The sequence below is a fragment of the Streptomyces fructofermentans genome (genome assembly GCF_014651055.1).
GTDB lineage: Bacteria > Actinomycetota > Actinomycetes > Streptomycetales > Streptomycetaceae > Streptomyces > Streptomyces fructofermentans.
On the sequence record NZ_BMWD01000013.1, the window covers coordinates 114,751 to 135,037 of the forward strand.

Here is a 20,287-nt window from a genome sequence, read left to right on the forward strand (position 1 = left end):
TCACCCGATGGCCCGGAGGACACATGGCGGGATCGCCGTTCGAGTGGATCGACGAACAGGCCCGGGCGCGTCGCCGGGCCGGCCTCGTGCGCACGCTGCGCCCCAGGCCCGCCGACTCCCCGCTCCTGGACCTGGCGGGCAACGACTACCTCGGCCTGGCCCGGCACCCGGAGGTCACCGAGGCCGCGGCGGGTGCCGCGCGGCGCTGGGGCGGCGGGGCCACCGGCTCCCGCCTGGTGAGCGGCTCCACGGAACTGCACGCGGAACTCGAACGCGAACTCGCGGCGTTCTGCGGCTTCGAGTCCGCGCTCGTCCTGTCCTCCGGGTACGCGGCCAACCTCGCCGCCGTCACCGCCCTCGCCCCGCACGGCTCGCTCGTCGTCTCGGACGCGGGCAACCACGCCTCCCTGATCGACGGCTGCCGGCTCGCGCGCGGCACCACCCAGGTCGTCGCGCACGCCGACCCCGACGCGGTGCGCAAGGCGCTGGGCACGCACGGCGGGCCCGCCGTCGTCGTCTCCGACACGGTCTTCTCGGTGGACGGCGACGCCGCGCCGCTGGCCGGACTGGCCGCCGCGTGCCGGGAGTCCGGCGCGGCCCTGGTCCTGGACGACGCGCACGGCCTCGGCGTCCTCGGCGAGGGCGGCCGGGGCGCGGCACGGGCCGCGGGGCTCGCGGGCGCGCCTGACGTCGTCACCACGGTCACGCTGTCGAAGTCCCTCGGCAGCCAGGGCGGCGCGGTGCTCGGGCCGGCGCCCGTCATCGACCACCTGGTCAACGCGGCGCGCACCTTCATCTTCGACACCGGTCTGGCGCCCGCGGCGGCGGGCGCTGCTCTCGCGGCACTGCGTCTGCTGCGCCGCGAACCGCAGCGGGCCGCACGCGCGCGCGCCGTGGCGACGGCCCTGCACGAGCGGCTGACGGCCGCGGGTCTCGAAGCCGTTCGGCCGGACGCCGCCGTCGTCTCCGTGCGCGCGTCCTCACCCGACCGGGCCGTGCGATGGGCCGCCGACTGCCGGGAGGCGGGAATCGCCGTCGGCTGCTTCCGGCCCCCGTCGGTGCCTGACGGCGTCTCACGGCTGCGTCTGACCGCCCGCGCGGACCTCACGGAGGAGCAGCTCGACCGGGCCGTACGCGTCATCATCGAAGCGAGGCGATGAAGCCCTCCCACGCCGCGGGGGCGAAGAGGAGGGCGGGTCCCGACGTGTTCTTCGAGTCCCGCACCGCGAGGAGCCCGGCCCAGGGGCCGGCGGCCGGGCGGGCCGTCTCGACGCAGTTGTTCATTCCCGTGCTGCGGCTGCTGCGCCGCCACCGCACACCGTGCAGACATGTGCTCGAAGGTACGTACCGAGGCAGGGCGGGCATGGTGCCTCCTTATGCGCCGTCAGCTACACCGGCGATGAAATCCAACGTGTCCTCGGGCGAAAGGGCGTGGACCTGAACGGAGTCGAAGGCCTCGCTGTAGGCCTGGAGTTCTTCTTTCCGTTCGAGGTAGAGGCTACTCGTCAAGTGGTCGAGAACAACCACATCCAGATCAGATCTGTTCGGAAATGAGAAAATAACGAAAGGGCCGGTCACTCCGATGTGGGCCCCAACTCCGAACGGCAGCACCTGAATCCGCACGTGGGGCAGGCGAGCCGCCTCCCGCAGGTGCGCCAACTGCCCGGCCATGACGGCCGGTCCGCCCACACTCCGGCGCAGCACGGCCTCGTCCAGGACGGCGCTCAGGCGCAGCGGCGGCTGCGCGCGCAGCACGTCCTGCCGGGCGAGACGCACCTCGACGAGCGCGTCGACCTGCCCGTCCGGCGCCCCGTCCACCGCGGCCCGTGTCACCTCCCGGGCGTACTCCGGCGTCTGGAGTAGCCCCGGCACGACCGTGTTCTCCAGCGTGCGCATCGCACTCGCCTGGGACTCCAGACTGATGAAGTCGCTGTACGTGGACGGCAGGAGGCCCCGGTAGGCGTGCCACCAGTGGTGGCGCCCGCCGTCCTCGGAGCCCGCCAGCACCACGAGCAGCTCGTGCAGTTCCGGGTCCCGGACGTCGTACGCGTCCAGGAGCAGCCGTACGTCCGCGGGCTTGACCCCGCTGCGGCCGGTCTCGATCCGGCTCACCTTCGACTGGTGCCAGCCGACGAGCCGGGCCGCCTGGCCGCTCGTCAGCCCCGCACGGGCACGCAGGGTGCGCAGTTCGGCGCCGAGCTTGCGGCGCCGCACCGCGGGACCGTACTGCATGGCCGTCTCCTTCCGACCGTCGCGCCGGCGCGATGTCGTCCGGCGTCACGCCGACGGTAGAGGACGAACCGGCCCACCGCCCAAATACGGTCGACCGTCGCAGAGTTCACCGCTTCGAGCGACAGATATATGCATATCTTGGTGGATCGGTGCGTCGAACGCCGAGGTAGTGGCACTCTGGCGCCAGCACCAGTCCGGGACCGCACCCGAACCAGCCGTTCGCGTCGGGCCCCGGTCCCGTGGGAAAGGGACGACGTCGCCATGGCAGACCACCAGGAAGCATCCGTCACTCTGCCGAGCGATCCCGCCTCGGTCTCCACCGCCCGCAACTACGTCCTGGACGTGCTGGCCGAGTGGGGGCTCCCGTCCGACACCGAGGCGGCCGACACCGTACGGCTCATCGTCTCCGAACTCGCCACCAACGCCGTGCAGCACACGTTCGGGCAGTCGCCGACCTTCACGGTCGACATCGAACTGGACCGGGACGAGCAACTGCGCATCGGGGTGACGGACAGCCACCCGCGCTTCCCGAAACGGCTCCCCGCCGCCGTCCAGCAGGACAACGGCCGCGGACTGGTGATCATCCGCTGGCTGACCGTCGAGTGCGGCGGCAAGCTGTCCGTCCGGCCCACGGCGGAGGGCGGCAAGACGGTGTCCATCGTGCTGCCCTGGACCGCCCCCGTCCAGCCCGTCACCGCCGACTGAACACCGCACCGGGTCCGCTCAGTTCTGCTGCGAAGCCCGGCCGAAGGCCCCCCGCAGCAGCGCCCGGAACGCGTCCGCGGCGGGTGCCGCCTCGTCGGAGCGGTGCACGACCGAGATCGTGCGGCGCAGGTTCCCCGGCTCCAGCAGACGCGTCCCCACCGGAGTCGCCGCGGTCCTGGCGACCATCTCGGGGACGACGGCCACCCCGAGCCCCGCGCTGACCAGCGCGCACACCAGGGCGTAGCCGGGCGTCGGAACGAGGACCGAGGGCGTCGCCCCGGCCCGGGCCAGCGCCGCCTCCACGCCCTGCCGGGGCGGATGGTCCGGCGCCATGCTGATCAGCGGCTGGCCCGCCAGCTCCGACAGCGGCAGCCGGGCCGAACCGCCCGCCAGGACGTGCCCAGGGGCGGTCACCAGCACCAGCTCCTCGACCAGCACGGGTTCCGCCGACACCGCCGAGGGCAGCTGGACGGGCTCCGCGGGCTGGTAGCCGTGCGTCAGCGCCAGGTCCACCCGGCCCGCCGCCACGGCGGCGATGCCTGCCGGGGGCTCGTGGTCCGACACCGTCAGCTCCACGTCGGGATGGGCCCGGCGGAACGCGCTCAGGACCGGCGGCAGCAGATGGATGCCGGCCGTCTGGAACGTACCGACCCGCAACTTCCCGCCCGACAGCCCGGCCAGCCGGGCCAACTCGTGCCGAGCCTGCTCCAGCTCGTCCAGGACCCGGCGCGCCCGCGCGAGGAGCAGCTCGCCGGCACCGGTCAGCCGGGTCCCGCGGTGATGGCGGACGAGCAGGGGCGTGCCCGCCTCCCGCTCCAGCTTCGCGAGCTGCTGGGAGAGCGCGGGCGGGGTGTACCCGAGGCGCTCGGCGGCCCGCGTGATCGATCCGGCCTCCGCGACCGCCACCAGCGCCGCGAGCCGGGTGGGGTCGTACACGGGGCTCCCGGGCTGAAGAGATGCTTAAGGCAGACCCACGATATTGCACATACCCGCTGAAGGCTCCCGGGCGGCAGGCTGGGCCCATGGACGCACAGCTCATCGCCTTCACCGGCGTCGCCGCCGGCATGGTCGCCATGCCGGGCGCCGACTTCACCGTCGTCGTACGCAACGCCCTGGTCTCCCGCAGGGCCGGGGTCGCGTGCGCGCTCGGCATCGCGGGGGCGCTGCTCGTCCACACCGCGCTCGCCGTCGCCGGGGTGGCTGCGGTCCTGGCCGCCGTGCCCGCGCTGTTCCGCACGCTCCAGCTCCTCGGCGGCGCCTACGTCCTGTACCTGGGCGTCCAGACACTGCGGTCCGTACGGGAACGGCCGGTGGCGGCAGTGGCGGTGGGGGCGGGGGCGCCGGACGAGGGGCCCGCGCTGTCCGGCGGCAGGGCGCTGCGGCAGGGCTTCGTCACCAACGTCCTCAACCCCAAGGCGCCCATCACGTTCCTCAGCCTGCTGCCGCAGTTCGTGCCCGACGGGAGCCCGGCGATGCCGCGCACCCTGCTGCTCGCGCTGATCGTGGTCGCCCTCGCGCTCGTCTGGTTCCCCGCCGTCGCGCTCCTCGTGGACCGGCTGGGCCGGTGGCTGCGCCGGCCGCGCGCCGCCCGGGCCGTCGGAGCCGTCACCGGCGCCGCTCTCACGCTGCTGGGGCTCGGGCTGCTCCTCGAGACGCTGACGGCCTGAGAGGGCCCGCACGGGCCCCTCGGCCCAGTCCCGGAGGCCGCGCGGGAGGCCCGCCTCCGTGTCTCGTCCCGCTCGTCCCGGTCCTGGATGTCGCCCATGACCGAACGAGCAGCCGATGCACCGGTTCCATCACGGACCGGGACGGGCGCCGGAGGGCCGCGACGGCTTTCGCGGCCCTCCGGGGCAGGTCACCTGACCCGGCCGTACCAGACGCTCTTCGTCCAGATCTTCTGCAGTCTCACCACGTCCCCGGTCTTGGGCGAGTGCCAGATCTTTCCCTTACCGGCGTAGATGCCGACGTGGTACACGTTCCGGCCGGAGTGGAAGAAGACCAGGTCACCGCTCTTGCGGTTCGAGGCGGAGACATGGTTCGTCTTGTTGTACTGCGCCGCCGCGGTGCGGGGCAGCTTCTTGCCAGCCTTCTTGAACGAGTACAGCGTGAGGCCGGAGCAGTCGAAGCGCTTGGGCCCCGTGGCCCCGTACTTGTAGGGAGCGCCCTTCTTGGAGGCCGCCACCTGGAGTGCCTTCGTCGCGTGTGTGGCCGCCTCCGCGTCGGACGCGAAACCGGGGGCCACTATGCCGCCGCCGACGGCGGCGATGGTCAGGGCCGAGGCGGTGCCGGCCCTGCTGAACAGCGACGGGACACGATTGAGCGCAGTCATGCGCAACCCTTCGTCAGCCGCCTGTGAAGGATGACCTGTCGGATTCGGGCTGGCGAAGTTGCCCGGCCGCTGACGCGGCTTCACCCCAAGGGCCACTCGGATCTCTCCGGTGGTCCGTCGTGCCTGGGTCCTCCACTCCTGCCGATCCACTTCTGTCGACCTGTCATCCGGGCAGTGGCAGGACTCGGCGTCCGCCCGGACCGCCCCGCCGCTTCTGGCGGGGGCTTGTCGTCGGAAGGGATCTTGACGCACGGATGTCTGAAAAGCCGAGCGGAACCGGCGATTTGTGGCGTTACTCACCACTCACCCGTTCGGGTGGACAGCCCTTTCTGCGGACGGGTGTCGCGAGGGTCGAGGACCCCCGCACCAGCACCGGAATGGTCAATTCCGCCTCGAGGCCGGGCGTGTTGCGCAAGTTGTGTGGTCCCGAAACAGGAGGTCCGGCTACGCCGTCCGGGGGTACACCGTTCGGCGCGTTTCGGCCTTGATCCGGACGCCTTGCCGAATGCCCGGGAGGCGCCGGGTCGGTGGGGGTGCGTCAGATGTCGGAACCGGGCGGCAGGGCGACCCGCGCCGCGCGGCGCTCACCGTCCAGGACGCGCAGGGCGCGCTCCAGGGTCGGCGCGTGGACCTCGTGCTCGCCGCGCTGGTGCATCAGGGCCAGGGCGTCGCGCAGCGCGCCGGCGCTGGCCACCAGGGCCTGGGCCGCGCGCAGTCCGCGATAGGTGTCGCCGGGTCGTGCCGGGTTGATCCGGCCGACCAGGTCGAGCACCTCCAGGTAGCGGTCGACCAGTTCCGCCTCGGCGCGGGTCAGTGCCGGCAGCGGGGGCGGCTCGGACGGAGGCATCCGCCGCTCACCTCGCGCCGTGTGTGCCGGAAGCCGCCCGGTGGCCCGGGACGGCGCGCAGTGCGATCCGCTCGTGGAGGTGCCTCGCGGACGGGGTCGTGGCGAAGCTCCCCGTACGCGCGTGCACGGTGGATCCGGGCGGGACGGGACGGGCGGAACGTCGGGTCACGGCACAGGCCTCCTTCGGCAGAGGTTCTGTAAAAAATGTACAGGACGTACATGACGTTATGATGGGGAGCATGGCCTACGAGATTCCGGTGACGCAAGCCAGGGCTGAGCTCGCCGACCTGATCAACCGGGTGGTGTACGGGGCCGAACGCGTCGTCGTGACCCGGCACGGGAAGCCCCTCGTCGCCCTCGTCTCGGCCGCCGACCTGGAACGACTGGAGAAGCTCGACGCGGCGGCGGAGGCCGACGAACGGGTGATCGGCGCGCTGTCCGGGGTCCGCGGGACCGCGTCGGCCGCGCGGGAGCCCCGGCGTTACGGCGTGACCGCGGAGCACCGGGGGGCCGGCGCCTCGTAAGCGGGGTTCCGCGCCGTGCGGGTGCGGGCACGGGGGGCGCGGCAGGGCGCGGGTTGGGGGTGGAGACGCCGTATACGGTCCGTCGGCCGGCGTCCTCGCCCTCGCGGTGGGCCGGTCCGTCGCCGCGGCGGTGGACGCCGGGCCCCCTTCGCGCTCTCGCAGCCCCTTAGGACCTGTCCGGCCCGGTACGGCCGCATCACCGCGTCCGCCGTGCCCGGGGCCGGGCCGCGGGCTGTGCGACTCGCCGTCACCGGGCCCGCCGCTCCGGGCATTCGGCCCCGTCGGCGATCGGCGACTCGCCATCACCCGGGCCCGCCTCTGAGGGCAGTCAGCGGCCGGCGGTCGGGGGCCCGCCGTCGTCCCGGGCCCGCTCTCAGGGCGGTCGGCGGTCGGCCTCGTCGGCGGTCGGCGGGCCCACTCGCGTCCGGGGCCCGGGCCGGAGTCCGAGTGCGCGGTGCGGGCCGTGGGATCGGGGTGCCGGCCCGGGTCACCGGGAGCAGGGGCCGTCCTCCGGCGCGCGGGCCGTGCCCTGCGGCCGCGGCCTGCCGTCCGTGCCGTGTGACCCGGGCCCGCAGTCCGTGGGCTGCGGGCCCGGTGACCGGCGTGCCGGAGGACGGCCCCGACCGACGGCGTGCCGTCCGTCCCCGACCGCCCCGCGGTGGTTAACGTCCCTGAAATGCCGCGCAACTAGCCTGCACCACCACGTCACCAGGGGTTTCGCGGCCCGGGGCGCGCAGAGTCGCGCGATCCGGCCGTGTTCCGCAGCCGCGTACCGCGTACCGCGGACCGACCCTTCGTGGTGGCCGCGGCAGCCGGACCCCGCACGGTCCGGACGAGGACAGCGAGGTGGACGCCGTGCAACTGACACCGCACGAGCAGGAGAGGCTGCTCATCCATGTGGCCGCCGACGTGGCCGAGAAGCGCCGGGCCAGGGGGTTGAGGCTCAACCATCCCGAGGCCGTCGCCCTGATCACCTCCCACCTCCTCGAAGGGGCCAGGGACGGCCGCACAGTGGCCGAACTCATGGCCTCCGGGCGCCGGATCCTCACGCGCGAGGACGTCATGGAGGGCATCCCCGAGATGATCCACGACGTCCAGGTGGAGGCCACCTTCCCGGACGGCACCAAGCTCGTCACCGTCCACGACCCGATCGTCTGACGGGAGAGGGCCAAGTGATTCCCGGAGAGATCCTGTTCGCCGACGGACCCGTCGCCTTCAACGAAGGCCTCGACGTCACCCGGCTCACCGTGCTCAACGCCGCCGACCGGCCCGTCCAGGTCGGCTCCCACTACCACTTCGCCGAGGCCAACCCCGGGCTGGAGTTCGACCGGGCCGCCGCGCACGGCAGACGCCTCGACATCTCCGCGGGCACCGCCGTGCGCTTCGAGCCGGGCATCCCGGTCGAGGTCGAACTCGTACCGATCGCCGGAGCGCGCGTCGTGCCCGGCCTGCGCGGGGAGACCGCGGGCCCCCTGGACTCCGGTGACGCCGCCGGACCGGAACCGGTCCACGCCCCGGGTGCCGGAGTCCTCGGTGGAACGGCGAACGGAGACGAAGGTGCCTGAGATCTCGCGTGCCGCCTACGCCGACCTGTTCGGACCCACCACCGGCGACCGGATACGGCTCGCCGACACCGATCTGCTGATCGAGATCGAGGAGGACCGCTGCGGCGGCCCGGGCCGCGCCGGTGACGAGGCCGTGTTCGGCGGCGGCAAGGTCATCCGCGAGTCCATGGGCCAGTCGCGCGCCACGCGCGCGGACGGCACTCCGGACACCGTCGTCACCGGGGCCGTGATCGTCGACCACTGGGGGATCGTCAAGGCGGACCTCGGCATTCGGGACGGCCGGATCACCGGCATCGGCAAGGCAGGGAACCCGGACACCATGGACGGGGTGCACCCGGACCTCGTGATCGGCCCCGAGACCGAGATCATCGCGGGCAACGGCCGCATCCTGACGGCCGGCGCCATCGACGCCCATGTGCACCTGATCTGCCCTCAGATCGCCGACGAGGCGCTGGCCTCCGGCATCACGACGCTGATCGGGGGCGGCACCGGACCCGCGGAGGGCTCCAAGGCCACCACCGTCACGCCCGGCCCCTGGCACCTCGCCCGGATGCTGGAGGCGATGGAGGCGTACCCCGTCAACTTCGGTCTGCTCGGCAAGGGCAACACCGTCTCCCACGAGGCCATGCTGTCGCAGCTGCGCGGCGGGGCGCTCGGCCTGAAGCTGCACGAGGACTGGGGCTCCACCCCCGCCGTGATCGACGCCGCGCTCACCGTCGCGGACCGGACCGGCGCACAGATCGCCATCCACACGGACACGCTCAACGAGGCGGGCTTCGTGGGCGACACGCTCGCCGCGATCGCGGGGCGCACCATCCACGCGTACCACACCGAGGGCGCGGGCGGCGGGCACGCGCCGGACATCATGACCGTGGTCTCCGAGAGCCACGTACTGCCCAGCTCGACCAACCCGACCCGGCCCTACACCGTCAACACCGCCGAGGAACACCTCGACATGCTGATGGTCTGCCACCACCTCAACGCGGCCGTGCCCGAGGACCTCGCCTTCGCCGAGTCCCGGATCCGGCCCACCACCATCGGGGCGGAGGACGTCCTGCACGACCTCGGGGCGATCTCGATCATCTCCTCGGACTCCCAGGCCATGGGCCGCGTGGGCGAGGTCGTCATGCGCACCTGGCAGACCGCGCACGTGATGAAGCGCCGCAGGGGCGCGCTGCCCGGCGACGGCAACGCGGACAACCACCGGGTACGTCGCTATGTCGCCAAGTACACGATCAACCCGGCCCTCGCGCAGGGGCTGGCCCGCGAGGTGGGCTCCGTGGAGACCGGGAAGCTCGCCGACCTGGTGCTGTGGGAGCCCGCGTTCTTCGGCGTGAAGCCGCACCTCGTCATCAAGGGCGGGCAGATCGCGTACGCGCAGATGGGCGACGCCAACGCGTCCATCCCGACACCCCAACCGATCCTGCCGCGGCCCATGTTCGGGGCGATCGGCAGGGCCCCGGCGGCCAACTCCCTCAACTTCGTCGCGCCGATCGCGATCGAGGACGGCCTGCCGGAACGGCTCGGGCTCGGCAAGCGCCTCGTGCCGATCGAGTCGACCCGCGGGGTGACCAAGGCCGACATGAGGGAGAACGACGCCCGGCCCCGTGTCCAGGTGGACCCCGACAGCTTCGCCGTCACGATCGACGGGGAACTCGTCGAGGCCGTGCCCGCCGCCGAGCTGCCCATGGCGCAGCGCTACTTCCTCTTCTGAGGGGACGGGGACCGCCATGTCGCGTACCGCGCTGCTCGTCCTCGCCGACGGCAGGTTCCCCGCCGGGGGGCATGCCCACTCCGGCGGGGCCGAGGCCGCCGTCAAGGCGGGCCGCATCACGGGTGCGGGGAGCCTGGAGGAGTTCTGCCGGGGCCGGCTGCACACGGCAGGGCTCGTCGCCGCCTCCCTCGCGGCGGCGGCCGCCCTCGGGCTCGATCCGGTGGAGCTGGACCGGGCCGCCGACGCCCGTACGCCGTCGCCGGCGCTGCGGAACGCCTCACGAAGGCTCGGCCGGCAGCTCATGAGGGCCGCCCGGGCCGCCTGGCCCTCCGGCGAACTCGACGCCCTGGCGGGCGAGTTCCCCAAGGGCGCCCATCAGCCGGTGGTGCTCGGCCTGACCGCGCGCGCCGCCGGACTCGGCCCCGAGGACGCCGCGCACTGCTGTGCGTACGAGAGCGTCAGCGGCCCCGCGGGAGCGACCGTGCGGCTGCTGAGTCTCGACCCGTTCGACGCGACACGGGTACTGGCACGCCTGGCGCCCGAGGCGGACCTCGTCGTCCGGCAGGCCGTGGACGCGGCCCACCGGGCAGCCGAGGAGGGGATCGACGCCCTGCCGGCGGCCTCGGCGCCCCTGCTGGAGATCGACGCGCAGGCGCACGCGGCGTGGGCCGTACGTCTCTTCGCCTCGTGACCGGCCCGAACACCCCGCCCGAACACCCCGCCCAACCACCCCGCCCAACCACTGTGCCCCACCCACGAGTCGACCCACGGGAGCCGCCGCGATGCATCTCGACCACACCCACTCCCACGACGGACCGCCCGCCGTGAGCGCCGACGCCCACCGTCCCGACGGGAGGCGCCGCGCACTGCGGATCGGGCTCGGCGGACCCGTCGGGTCCGGGAAGACCGCCACGGTGGCGGCCCTGTGCCGCGCCCTGCGCGACGAACTGTCGCTGGCCGTCGTCACCAACGACATCTACACGCGTGAGGACGCGGAGTTCCTGCTGCGCGAGGCCGTGCTGCCGCCCGAGCGGATCACCGCCGTGGAGACCGGGGCGTGCCCGCACACGGCGATCCGGGACGACATCTCGGCGAACCTCGAAGCCGTCGAGGACCTGGAGGACGCGGTGGGTCCCCTGGACCTGATCCTGGTCGAGTCGGGCGGCGACAACCTCACCGCCACCTTCTCCAAGGGGCTCGTCGACGCGCAGATCTTCGTCATCGACGTGGCGGGCGGCGACGACATCCCCCGCAAGGGCGGACCGGGCGTGACGACGGCCGACCTGCTCGTCGTCAACAAGACGGACCTCGCCCCGTACGTGGGCTCGGACCTCGGGCGGATGGCCGCCGACGCCAAGGCCCAGCGGGCCGAACTCCCGGTGGTCCTGCAGTCGTTGCGGGCCGAGGACGGAGTCGGTGAGGTCGCCGCCTGGGTACGGGGGCGGTTCGCCGCGTGGACCGCGTGACGGCCGCGACGGCAGGGGTGCGGGCCGTCGCGCGGATCGCGGCCCGGCCCGACGGGCGCGGCGGCACCGCCCTGCCCACCCTGGAGGGCGACGGCCCGCTCGCCCCGCGCCGGACCCGGGCCGCGGGCGCCGAGGCGCGCGTCATGCTGGTCGGCGCGATGAGCGGCCCCCTCGGCGGCGACCACTTCACGGTGGAGGCCGACGTCGCCCGGGACGCGAGCCTGCACGTCGGGTCGGCCGCCGCGACGATCGCCCTGCCCGGTCAGGCCAAGGGCGGAGCGCGCTACGACGTCCGCCTCACCGTCGCGGCGGGCGCCGAACTGCGCTGGCTCCCGGAGCAGTTGATCGCCGTCAGGGGCAGCGAGCTGGCCGTGACGACCCGCGCGGACCTCGCGACGGGCGCCCGGCTGACGCTGCGCGAGGAGCAGGTTCTCGGGCGGTGGGGGGAGGAGCCGGGACGGCTGACCAGCCGGCTCACCGTACGGATCGACGGGCGCCCCCTGCTCGACCAGGAGGTGTCCTGCGGACCCGGGGCGCCGGGCGGCTGGGACGGCCCCGCCGGACTCGCCGGCCATCGCGCGCTCGGTCAACTCCTTGTCGTACGACCGGAGTTCGCGGAAGGCCCGGTCGAACCCCGGATGCTGGGGGAGTACGCCTCGCTCACCCCGCTCGCCGGCCCCGGCGTCCTCGTCACCGCGCTCGCCCCGGACGCCCTGAAGCTGCGCCGGACGCTCGACGAGGCGGCACGCGTCCTGGGCTGAGACCCCGGCCCGTTCCGAGGTGACCGCTCAACGGGCAATAGTGTTCCGGTTATCGGATTGGCAAAGAAGCCACGGCACCCCTGTCCTCAGGGAGCACACAGCAGACAGGATCCCCCGTACCGACCACAACCACGCAGGGGGAGAACTCACTTGAGGGGTATCAGAAGGGCGACGGCGTTCGGCTCTGCCGGAGCGCTCGTCACGGCGACACTGATAGCCGGCGCCGTCGCGGCCCCGACGGCCAACGCGGACAGCCGCCACGGCCAGGACGACCAGGCGCGAGGTGCGGCCGTCGCCGCCGCCCGCGCCGCCAAGGCCGGCATCGACTGGCAGGACTGCCCCGCCGACTGGGGGCTGGAGAAGCCCATCCAGTGCGGCTGGGTCACCGTGCCGCTGGACTACGCCAGGCCGAACGGCAAGAAGATCAAGATCGCGGTGGACCGCATCGGCAACACGGGCACCAAGGAGGAGCGCCAGGGCGCCCTCGTCTACAACCCCGGCGGCCCCGGCGGCTCCGGCCTGCGCTTCCCGCGCCGCGTCACCACCAAGAGCCCGCTGTGGGTGAACACCTCGAAGGCGTACGACTTCGTGGGCTTCGACCCGCGCGGCGTCGGCCACTCCGCGCCCATCTCCTGCGTCGACCCGCAGGAGTTCGTCAAGGCGCCCAAGGCCGACCCGGTGCCCGACTCCGAGGCCGACAAGCGCGCGCAGCGCAAGCTCGCCGCCGAGTACGCGGACGGCTGCGCCGAGCGCAGCGGCGCGATGCTGCCGCACATGACGACCCCCAACACCGCACGCGACCTGGACGTCATCCGGGCCGCGCTCGGCGAGAAGAAGCTCAACTTCCTGGGCGTCTCGTACGGCACCTACATCGCCGCCGTCTACGGCACGCTCTACCCGAACCACGTACGCCGCATGATCGCGGACAGCGTCGTCAACCCGTCGCGCGAGAAGATCTGGTACGAGGCCAACCTCGACCAGGACGTCGCCTTCGAGACGCGCTGGAAGGACTGGCAGGACTGGGTCGCCAAGAACGACGCCTCCTTCCACCTGGGCGACACCCGCGCCGAGGTCCAGGAGCAGTGGCTGACGCTGCGCGCGACCGCCAAGAAGAACCCCATCGGCGGAGTCGTCGGCCCGGCCGAACTCATCGGCTTCTTCCAGAGCGCCCCGTACTACGACTCGTCGTGGGTCCCGGTCGCGACGGTCTTCAGCAAGTACGTCGCCGGCGACACCCAGGCGCTCGTCGACGCCGCGTCCCCCGACCTGTCGGACACCGCGGGCAACATCTCCTCGGAGAACGGCAACGCCGTCTACACCGCCGTCGAGTGCGCCGACGCCAAGTGGCCGACGAGCTGGCGCAAGTGGGACCGCGACAACACCGCGCTGCACAAGAACCACCCGTTCATGACGTGGGCCAACGCCTGGATGAACCTCCCCTGCGCCACGTGGTCCGCCAAGCAGCAGACCCCGCTGAACGTGAAGTCCGGCAAGGGGCTGCCGCCCGTCCTGATCGTGCAGGCCACGCGTGACGCCGCCACCCCCTACGGAGGCGCCGTCGAGCTGCACAAGCGGTTCAAGGGCTCCCGCCTGATCACCGAGAAGGACGCGGGCTCCCACGGTGTGACCGGGCTGGCCAACCCCTGCGTCAACGAGCGGGTCGACACCTACCTGCTCACCGGCAGGGTCGACTCGGCCGACGTGACCTGCGCACCGCACGCCACGCCGAAGCCGTAGCACCCGTAGGGCGATCGGGGAGGGGCGGCCGTCGGACGGCCGCCCCTCCCTTCATGCCGCGTGCTCCGCGAGCCAGGCGTCCTCCGCCGCGTAGTCGAAGAGGTCCCCGTACGAGGCGGCCATCTTCGGATAGGCCTCGCGCCACTCCCGTCCGCGCAGCCGGCGTTCGATCCAGGCCACCGTCTCCGGCAGCGTCCGCGCGTACTCCACGACGGGCCGGTAGCCCAACTCCCGTTCGGCCGCCCGCATGTCGCAGACCACCGGGTGCGGCACCGTCCACGGGGTGTCGCCCACCGTCGGTGCGGGCGGCGGCCCGTCCACGAGGACGTTCTCGACCCGTGCGCCCATCACCGCGTCGATGGCGCCGGCGATCTCCGCCACGGTCGGCGCGTCCGGATCGACCGCGTTGAGGGCGCGCGAGCCGGGCCGGACGGCGGCCAGGCGGATCAGCTCCGCGAGCGTGTGGACGCTCACCGGATGGAACCGGCTCCCGCCTCCGTACGCGAGCACGCGCCGGGCCCGCCCGTCCAGGTTGCGTTTGACGAAGTACAGCTCCCGCGGAGTACGGCAGTACGGTCCGTGCACGGCGCCCGCGCGCAGCAGCGTCGTGGGCAACACATCGGCAGCCGCCAGCAGTTCGCGCTCCAGGCCCGCCTTGCGGCTGCTGTACGTGTCCGGTCCCGGCGCGACCGTCCGCCGGCTCTCGGGCAGCGGCACCGGGTAGCGGGGGAACCCGTCGGGCCGTGTCTGCGTGTCGAAGCCCCGGCCCCGGTCGTCCTCGTACACCGAGACGCTGGAGATCACCACGGCGGACCCCACACGGCCGGCGAGACCGGTCAACTGCCGTGCGTGGCCGGGCCCGAAGGCCACGGTGTCCACCAGGACGTCGCAGCCGTCGCCGACCACGGCCGCGAGTGCCGAGCCGTCCTCCCGGTCCGCCCGCGCCGTCCCCACCCCGTCCGGCCACGTCGCGTCACGTCCGCCGCCCCGCGAGACGGCCGTCACCTGCCAGCCGTCCCGGGCCAGCGCTCCCACGGCGACGCGTCCGATCTGGCCCGTCGCTCCGATCACCACAGCTCGTCCCATGGGACGACCGTACGACCGGCACCCGCGCGATCCCAGCGGATCGGCCGACAGCAGAGCGGCGCGTGCGCGGCGCGGTGTCGTGCCCGCGCTACGGGACAGGGCGGGGCGGCGGTGCGGGAGGGCGGTGACGCGGTTTCTCAGCGCCGCGGCACGCGGGTGAACCTGCGCGACTTCGCCGAAGCAGCCTTCGCGGCCGCCTCCTCCGCCTTCACGTCGGCCGCGTACCGGTCGACGTACTCCTGCTCGGACAGGCCGAGGATCGCGTACATGATCTCGTCCGTGACGGCGCGCAGGATCGCCTTCTCGTTCTCCATCCCGGCGTAGCGCGAGAAGTCGAGCGGCTTGCCGAAGCGGATCGCCACGGGGTGGATCCTCGGGATGACCTTGCCGGGCGGCTGGGCCTCGAAGGTGCCGATCATCGCGCACGGGATCACCGGCACCCCGGCCCGCAGCGCCATCACCGCGACGCCCACCTTGCCCTTGTAGAGGCGGCCGTCGTGCGAGCGCGTCCCCTCGGGGTAGATGCCGAGCAGCTCGTCCTTGGACAGCACGCCGAGGCCCTCGCGGATCGCGGCCTGGCCGGCGTCCTTGCCGGACCGGTCCACCGGGATCTGGCCCGCGCTGCGGAAGAAGGCCGCGGTCAGCCTGCCCTTGATGCCCGGGCCCGTGAAGTACTCGGCCTTCGCGAGGAACGTGATGCGCCGCTTGATGATCGCGGGCATCAGGAAGTGGTCCGCGAAGGACAGGTGGTTGCCGGCGACGATGGCCGCGCCCGACTCGGGCACGTGCTCAAGGCCCTCGATCCTGGGCCGGAACGCCAGCCGCAGCAGCGGCCCCAGGATCACGTACTTGAGCACGTAATAGAACACGGGGTCGCTCCTCAATTCCGGCAGATCGGCGCAATCGCCGTGTCGCAGCAGCTCAGCGGGCGTGTGACGGGACGCCAGTGTATGTCCAGGCGCCGTCCGGCGGAACCGTCCGAGGACGCTCCCGCCATGCCCGCACGCGGCCCGACCGCACGCGGGGCGAGTGCCCCCGGAAGCGGTCCGCACGCATGGCGTGCGCACTCCGGCCGCCGCCGGACCAGCGTGCCGCCACGGACACGGAGGATCAACCGGAACGCCGGGGGTGGCGGAATCGGCACGAGGCCTGGCAGACGGACCGGTCTTGATCGACCCGGTCTCCTGCGGTACGGCCACCCGGCCGACCGCGCCCGCGGCCGCCGGGGCGCCGCTCGGCCGGCCCCGCCCCGCCGACACGCTGTCGGAACGGGCCGCGCCCGGCCGACGTACTGTCACCGGGCCAGTCCCCGCAGCCGCGCCGTCAGTCAGCCGCCGGCACCGGGCCGGGTCCCCGCGGCCCACCGTCAGGCGACCACGCGCCGTGCCCGGCCGGCGCCTCCCGCCGGACTGCCGCCTGCCGGCGGCAGGTCCTTGAGCCGCGCAGGCGGTACCCGGCCCGGAGCGCACCGCAGCGCAGGCCCGGCCCGGCACCCCGTCCGGCGCCACGCGCGGACAGGCGGGCACGAAGGCAGGCACGCACGCCGCCGCGGGGCCGCCCGGAGGTGCGGACCGGCCCCGCGGTGTCAGGGGAGGCGACCGGTCAGGCTCCCTCCACCAGGACCTTCTCCAGCGCGCCGAGTGCCGTGCGCAACTCGTCGCCCGTGATGGTCAGCGGAGGCGCCAGCCTGATCGTCGAGCCGTGCGTGTCCTTGACGAGGACGCCCTCCCGCATGAGCCGCTCGCTGATCTGCCGGCCCGTGCCGATCGCGGGGTCGATGTCGACGCCCGCCCACAGCCCGCGTGCCCGGAACGCCCGCACCCCGCGGCCCTCCAGCGCCGCCAGGCCGCCCCTCAGCACCACACCCAGCTCCGCGGCCCGGCGCTGGAACTCGCCCGTCTCCAGGAGTTCCACGACGGCCGAACCGACCGCCGCCGACAGCGGATTGCCGCCGAACGTCGAGCCGTGCTCGCCCGGCCGCAGGACCTCCAGCACATCGCGACGCGCGACGACCGCGGAGACCGGGACGATGCCCCCGCCGAGCGCCTTGCCCAGCAGCAGCACGTCCGGGACCACGTCCTCGTGGTCGACGGCCAGGGTGCGGCCCGTACGGCCGAGGCCCGACTGGATCTCGTCGGCGACGAACAGGCAGCCGGTCCGCCTGGTCAGCTCGCGGACACCGCGCAGATAGCCGTCGTCGGGGATGACGACGCCCGCCTCGCCCTGGATCGGCTCGATCAGGACCGCGGCGGTCGTCTCGTCCACGGCCGCCTCCAGCGCGGCGAGGTCGTTGTACGGCACCACCCGGAAACCGGGCGTGAAGGGGCCGAAGCCCGCGCGGGCCGACTCGTCCGTGGAGAAGCTGACGATCGTGGTCGTCCGCCCGTGGAAGTTGTCCGCGGCCACGACGATCGTCGCCCGGTCCGGTGCGACGCCCTTCACCTCGTACGCCCATTTGCGGGCCACCTTGACGGCGCTCTCCACCGCCTCGGCCCCGGTGTTCATCGGCAGCACCATGTCCAGGCCCGTCAGCGCGGCCAGGGACTCGGCGAACCGGGCCAACCGGTCGTTGTGGAACGCGCGGGACGTCAGAGTGAGCCGGTCGAGCTGGCGGTGGGCGGCCTCGACGAGCGCGGGGTGGCGGTGCCCGAAGTTGAGCGCCGAGTACCCGGCCAGCATGTCCAGGTAGCGGCGGCCCTCGACGTCCTCGACCCACGTGCCCTCGGCGCGCGCGACGACCACGGGCAGCGGGTGGTAGTTGTGCGCGAGGACGGGTTCCTCGGCGCTGATCAGCTCGGCGGACGAACGCAGTTGACGGCTGGCGGCGACAGTCATGAGCGGATCTCCTGGGTGCAGCACTTGATGCCTCCGCCGGCCTTCTGGAACTCCGAGAGGTCGACGGGGACGGGAACGTAGCCGTGGCGGTCCAGCTCGCCCGCGAGCGCCTCGGCGCGCGGTGCGATGAACACATGGCGGCCGTCGGAGACGGAGTTCAGCCCGAACACCATCGCGTCCTCACGCGTCGCGACGACCGCGTCGGGGAACAGCCGCCGGAGCACCTCGCGGCTGCCGGGGGAGAAGGCCTCCGGGTAGTAGGCGATGTTCGCCTCGGGCCCGTCGTCGAGCGCGAACAGGGCGGTGTCCAGGTGGTAGAAGCGCGGGTCCACGAGCTGGAGGCTGACGGTCGGGACGCCGAAGAACTCCTGGACCTCGTGGTGGGCCGTGCGGCTGGTGCGGAAACCGGTGCCGGCCAGGACGTACCGGCCGACGGGGACCAGGTCGCCCTCCCCCTCGCAGACCGACTCGGGGCGGTACACGTCGAAGCCCGCGTTCTTGAACCACGCCTCGTACGCGCTCGACTCGGGGCGGCGCTGCGGCGCGTGGAACAGCGAGCCGAAGACCCGGCCCGCCACGACCAGCGCCGAGTTCGCGGCGAAGACCATGTCCGGCAGACCGGAGACCGGCTCGACGCTGTCGACGGTGTGGCCGTGGGCACGGTAGGCGCGGATCAGCTCCGCCCACTGGCCGTGGGCCAGATCGACGTCGACCTGCGTGTCCTCGTGCATCCAGGGATTGATGGCGTACTGCACGGCGAAGTGTCTGGGTTCGCAGACAAGGAATCGTCTGGGGCGCGGCACACGGCTCATGGGCACAGAGGGGTTCCTCCGCTTCCTGCGGTGTCGAGTGGGATACCTCAACGGTAGGAAGCGCGGGCACCGCCGGACAAGAATCAGTGATTGCGTGCCCGCGCAGCGGTGCTGCGTCTTGGCGGCCTTCCGCGCACGATCACTGCGTGACCTGGCCGGAAAGGGCTTGCAGCCGCCCTTCTCCGACCCCGCCGGCCGCTTCCGACCCCGCCGGCTGCCTCCGACCCCGCCGGCCGCTTCCGACCCCGCCGGCTGCCTCTGACCCCGCCGGCCGCTTCCGACCCCGCCGGCTGCCTCTGACCCCGCCGGCTGCCTCCGGCCCCGCCGGCCGCCTCCGGCCCCGTGCTCAGGCGCCCGGTTCGGGGGCGGGCTGGTTCGCCCCCGCCTCCGGGCTCTCCGGCAGCAGGTGGGACAGCACCATGAAGCTGATCGTCTTCCGGATGAACGGCTCCACCCGGATCCGTTCGAGGACCTCCTCGAAGTGCCCCACGTCCCTGGCGCGCACATGCAGCAGCGCGTCCGCGCCACCGGTCACCGTCATCGCCGCCGTGATCTCCGGGTGGTTGCGCACCACCTCCGCGAGCCGCCGGGGAGGGGCGGCGCCCTCGCAGTAGACCTCGACGTACGCCTCCGTGCGCCAGCCGAGCGCGGCCGGCTCCACCGTGGCCTTGAACCCGGTGATCACCCCCGTCTCGCGCAGCCGGTCGACCCGCCGCTTCACGGCGGTGGCCGACAGCCCGATCGCCGCGCCGATCTCGGCGAAGCTGGTGCGGGCGTTCGCCATCAGAGCCGTCACGATCTTCCGGTCGAGATCGTCGAAGGGCGCGGACACGGGTCTCATGCCGGCACTGTATCCAGCGACGGCCACGGGCCCTTCCGCATGTGCAGCCGTACGAATTACTCCTACACTCCACCTTCATGCTGCGCGCCCTCGCCGTCGACGACGAACCGCCCTCCCTCGAAGAGCTGCTCTATCTGCTGGAGGCCGATCCCCGGGTGATCAGCGTCGAGGGCGCGAGCGACGCCACGGCGGCGCTGCGCCGGATCAACCGGGCGCTCGACAGCGGCCCCGAGGGCGACGAGGGCATCGACGTCGTCTTCCTCGACATCCACATGCCCGGTCTCGACGGCCTCGACATGGCGCGGCTGCTCGCCGGGTTCGCCAAACCGCCCCTCGTCGTGTTCGTCACGGCCCACGAGGGCTTCGCGGTGCAGGCGTTCGACCTCAAGGCCGTCGACTACGTCCTCAAACCGGTCCGCCGCGAACGCCTCGCGGAGGCCGTCCGACGGGCCGTCGAGCAGCGCGACGCGGCCCCGCTGATCCCCGTGCACGAACCCGACCCGGACCACATATCGGTCGAACTCGGCGGCGTCACGCGGTTCGTCGCCGTCGAGGACATCACCCACGTCGAGGCCCAGGGCGACTACGCGCGCCTGCACACCGCCCAGGGCAGCCACCTCGTCCGCATCCCGCTCTCCACCCTCGAGGAACGCTGGCGCACCCGCGGCTTCGTCCGCATCCACCGCCGCCACCTCGTCGCCCTCGGCCACATCAGCGAACTGCGCCTGGACGCCGGCACCGTCAGCGTCCTGGTCGACTCGGTCGAACTCCAGGTGAGCCGCCGGCACGCGCGCGAACTGCGCGACCTGCTGATGCGCCGGACCGCGGGCTGA

At 73.2% G+C, this 20,287-nt stretch carries 22 protein-coding genes and 1 riboswitch; of the genes, 12 read left to right on the forward strand and 10 right to left on the reverse strand.

What is annotated here, in order from left to right; genetic code table 11:
• Positions 1-23 precede the first annotated feature (23 nt).
• A complete protein-coding gene (locus IE265_RS19475; RefSeq protein WP_190036895.1) occupies positions 24-1,160 on the forward strand; it encodes an 8-amino-7-oxononanoate synthase in 1,137 nt (378 codons plus the stop codon).
• On the opposite strand, the gene IE265_RS19480 is transcribed toward IE265_RS19475, so the two are convergent.
• A complete protein-coding gene (locus IE265_RS19480; protein WP_190036896.1) occupies positions 1,141-1,365 on the reverse strand; it encodes a DUF397 domain-containing protein in 225 nt (74 codons plus the stop codon). The two genes, IE265_RS19475 and IE265_RS19480, sit on opposite strands and share 20 nt — an antisense overlap.
• A gap of 9 nt (positions 1,366-1,374) precedes the next feature.
• Positions 1,375-2,232 (reverse strand): helix-turn-helix domain-containing protein, encoded by an 858-nt coding sequence (locus tag IE265_RS19485; RefSeq protein WP_190036897.1) that lies wholly within the window; start codon positions 2,230-2,232, stop codon positions 1,375-1,377.
• A 261-nt stretch (positions 2,233-2,493) separates the two neighbouring features.
• Here IE265_RS19485 and IE265_RS19490 point away from each other — a divergent pair, with 261 nt between their 5' ends.
• A complete protein-coding gene (locus IE265_RS19490; RefSeq protein WP_190036898.1) occupies positions 2,494-2,937 on the forward strand; it encodes an ATP-binding protein in 444 nt (147 codons plus the stop codon).
• An 18-nt stretch (positions 2,938-2,955) separates the two neighbouring features.
• Here IE265_RS19490 and IE265_RS19495 read toward each other — a convergent pair whose 3' ends face one another.
• Positions 2,956-3,873 carry a LysR family transcriptional regulator gene (locus IE265_RS19495; RefSeq protein WP_190036899.1) on the reverse strand — a complete coding sequence of 306 codons (918 nt, stop codon included), beginning with the start codon at positions 3,871-3,873 and terminating at the stop codon, positions 2,956-2,958.
• Positions 3,874-3,959: 86 nt separating this feature from the next.
• On the opposite strand from IE265_RS19495, the gene IE265_RS19500 reads away from it, so the two are divergent.
• A complete protein-coding gene (locus IE265_RS19500) occupies positions 3,960-4,604 on the forward strand; it encodes a LysE family translocator (protein ID WP_190036900.1) in 645 nt (214 codons plus the stop codon).
• 188 nt (positions 4,605-4,792) lie between these two features.
• Here the strand turns inward: IE265_RS19500 and IE265_RS19505 are convergent, their stop codons facing one another.
• Together IE265_RS19505 and IE265_RS19510 are read right to left on the reverse strand one after the other, a co-directional pair.
• Positions 4,793-5,266 (reverse strand): C40 family peptidase, encoded by a 474-nt coding sequence (locus tag IE265_RS19505; protein ID WP_190036901.1) that lies wholly within the window; start codon positions 5,264-5,266, stop codon positions 4,793-4,795.
• A 3-nt stretch (positions 5,267-5,269) separates the two neighbouring features.
• Positions 5,270-5,434: riboswitch (cyclic di-AMP (ydaO/yuaA leader) on the reverse strand.
• Between the two features lie 370 nt (positions 5,435-5,804).
• Positions 5,805-6,113 (reverse strand): hypothetical protein, encoded by a 309-nt coding sequence (locus tag IE265_RS19510; RefSeq protein WP_190036902.1) that lies wholly within the window; start codon positions 6,111-6,113, stop codon positions 5,805-5,807.
• Between the two features lie 239 nt (positions 6,114-6,352).
• Between IE265_RS19510 and IE265_RS19515 the strand changes: the two genes are divergently transcribed.
• The 8 genes from IE265_RS19515 to IE265_RS19550 all read left to right on the forward strand — a co-directional run bounded on the left by IE265_RS19515 (position 6,353) and on the right by IE265_RS19550 (position 13,880).
• Entirely contained in the window at positions 6,353-6,637 is a 285-nt protein-coding gene (locus tag IE265_RS19515; RefSeq protein WP_190036903.1) for a type II toxin-antitoxin system Phd/YefM family antitoxin, read from the forward strand.
• A gap of 855 nt (positions 6,638-7,492) precedes the next feature.
• A complete protein-coding gene (locus IE265_RS19520; protein WP_190036904.1) occupies positions 7,493-7,795 on the forward strand; it encodes an urease subunit gamma in 303 nt (100 codons plus the stop codon).
• Between the two features lie 14 nt (positions 7,796-7,809).
• Positions 7,810-8,202, forward strand: a complete 393-nt coding sequence (locus tag IE265_RS19525) for an urease subunit beta (protein WP_190036905.1) — start codon at positions 7,810-7,812, stop codon at positions 8,200-8,202.
• Positions 8,195-9,916 (forward strand): urease subunit alpha, encoded by a 1,722-nt coding sequence (locus tag IE265_RS19530; RefSeq protein ID WP_190036906.1) that lies wholly within the window; start codon positions 8,195-8,197, stop codon positions 9,914-9,916. Before IE265_RS19525 ends, IE265_RS19530 begins: the two co-directional genes overlap by 8 nt.
• A gap of 16 nt (positions 9,917-9,932) precedes the next feature.
• Positions 9,933-10,607, forward strand: a complete 675-nt coding sequence (locus tag IE265_RS19535) for an urease accessory protein UreF (RefSeq protein ID WP_190036907.1) — start codon at positions 9,933-9,935, stop codon at positions 10,605-10,607.
• Positions 10,608-10,698: 91 nt separating this feature from the next.
• Complete coding sequence (ureG, locus tag IE265_RS19540) at positions 10,699-11,382, forward strand: urease accessory protein UreG (RefSeq protein ID WP_190036908.1); 684 nt, start codon at positions 10,699-10,701, stop codon at positions 11,380-11,382.
• Positions 11,370-12,143: an urease accessory protein UreD gene (locus tag IE265_RS19545; RefSeq protein ID WP_190036909.1), complete on the forward strand. Its 774-nt coding sequence runs from the start codon at positions 11,370-11,372 to the stop codon at positions 12,141-12,143. The genes ureG and IE265_RS19545 overlap by 13 nt, the downstream gene beginning before the upstream one ends.
• A gap of 150 nt (positions 12,144-12,293) precedes the next feature.
• Positions 12,294-13,880 (forward strand): alpha/beta hydrolase, encoded by a 1,587-nt coding sequence (locus IE265_RS19550; RefSeq protein WP_190036910.1) that lies wholly within the window; start codon positions 12,294-12,296, stop codon positions 13,878-13,880.
• Positions 13,881-13,931: 51 nt separating this feature from the next.
• Here the strand turns inward: IE265_RS19550 and IE265_RS19555 are convergent, their stop codons facing one another.
• The 5 genes from IE265_RS19555 to IE265_RS19575 form a co-directional block, all read right to left on the reverse strand.
• Positions 13,932-14,954 carry an NAD-dependent epimerase/dehydratase family protein gene (locus tag IE265_RS19555; RefSeq protein WP_190036990.1) on the reverse strand — a complete coding sequence of 341 codons (1,023 nt, stop codon included), beginning with the start codon at positions 14,952-14,954 and terminating at the stop codon, positions 13,932-13,934.
• A gap of 149 nt (positions 14,955-15,103) precedes the next feature.
• Positions 15,104-15,835, reverse strand: coding sequence for a lysophospholipid acyltransferase family protein (locus IE265_RS19560; protein ID WP_190036911.1), 732 nt, complete (start codon positions 15,833-15,835; stop codon positions 15,104-15,106).
• A gap of 733 nt (positions 15,836-16,568) precedes the next feature.
• Positions 16,569-17,801, reverse strand: coding sequence for an ornithine--oxo-acid transaminase (gene rocD, locus IE265_RS19565; RefSeq protein WP_229916294.1), 1,233 nt, complete (start codon positions 17,799-17,801; stop codon positions 16,569-16,571).
• Positions 17,798-18,619 carry a dimethylargininase gene (ddaH, locus tag IE265_RS19570; protein ID WP_190036912.1) on the reverse strand — a complete coding sequence of 274 codons (822 nt, stop codon included), beginning with the start codon at positions 18,617-18,619 and terminating at the stop codon, positions 17,798-17,800. The genes rocD and ddaH overlap by 4 nt, the downstream gene beginning before the upstream one ends.
• 340 nt (positions 18,620-18,959) lie before the next feature.
• Complete coding sequence (locus IE265_RS19575; protein WP_190036913.1) at positions 18,960-19,454, reverse strand: Lrp/AsnC family transcriptional regulator; 495 nt, start codon at positions 19,452-19,454, stop codon at positions 18,960-18,962.
• A 77-nt stretch (positions 19,455-19,531) separates the two neighbouring features.
• On the opposite strand from IE265_RS19575, the gene IE265_RS19580 reads away from it, so the two are divergent.
• On the forward strand, positions 19,532-20,287 hold the full coding sequence (locus tag IE265_RS19580) for a LytR/AlgR family response regulator transcription factor (RefSeq protein WP_190036914.1): 756 nt from the start codon (positions 19,532-19,534) through the stop codon (positions 20,285-20,287).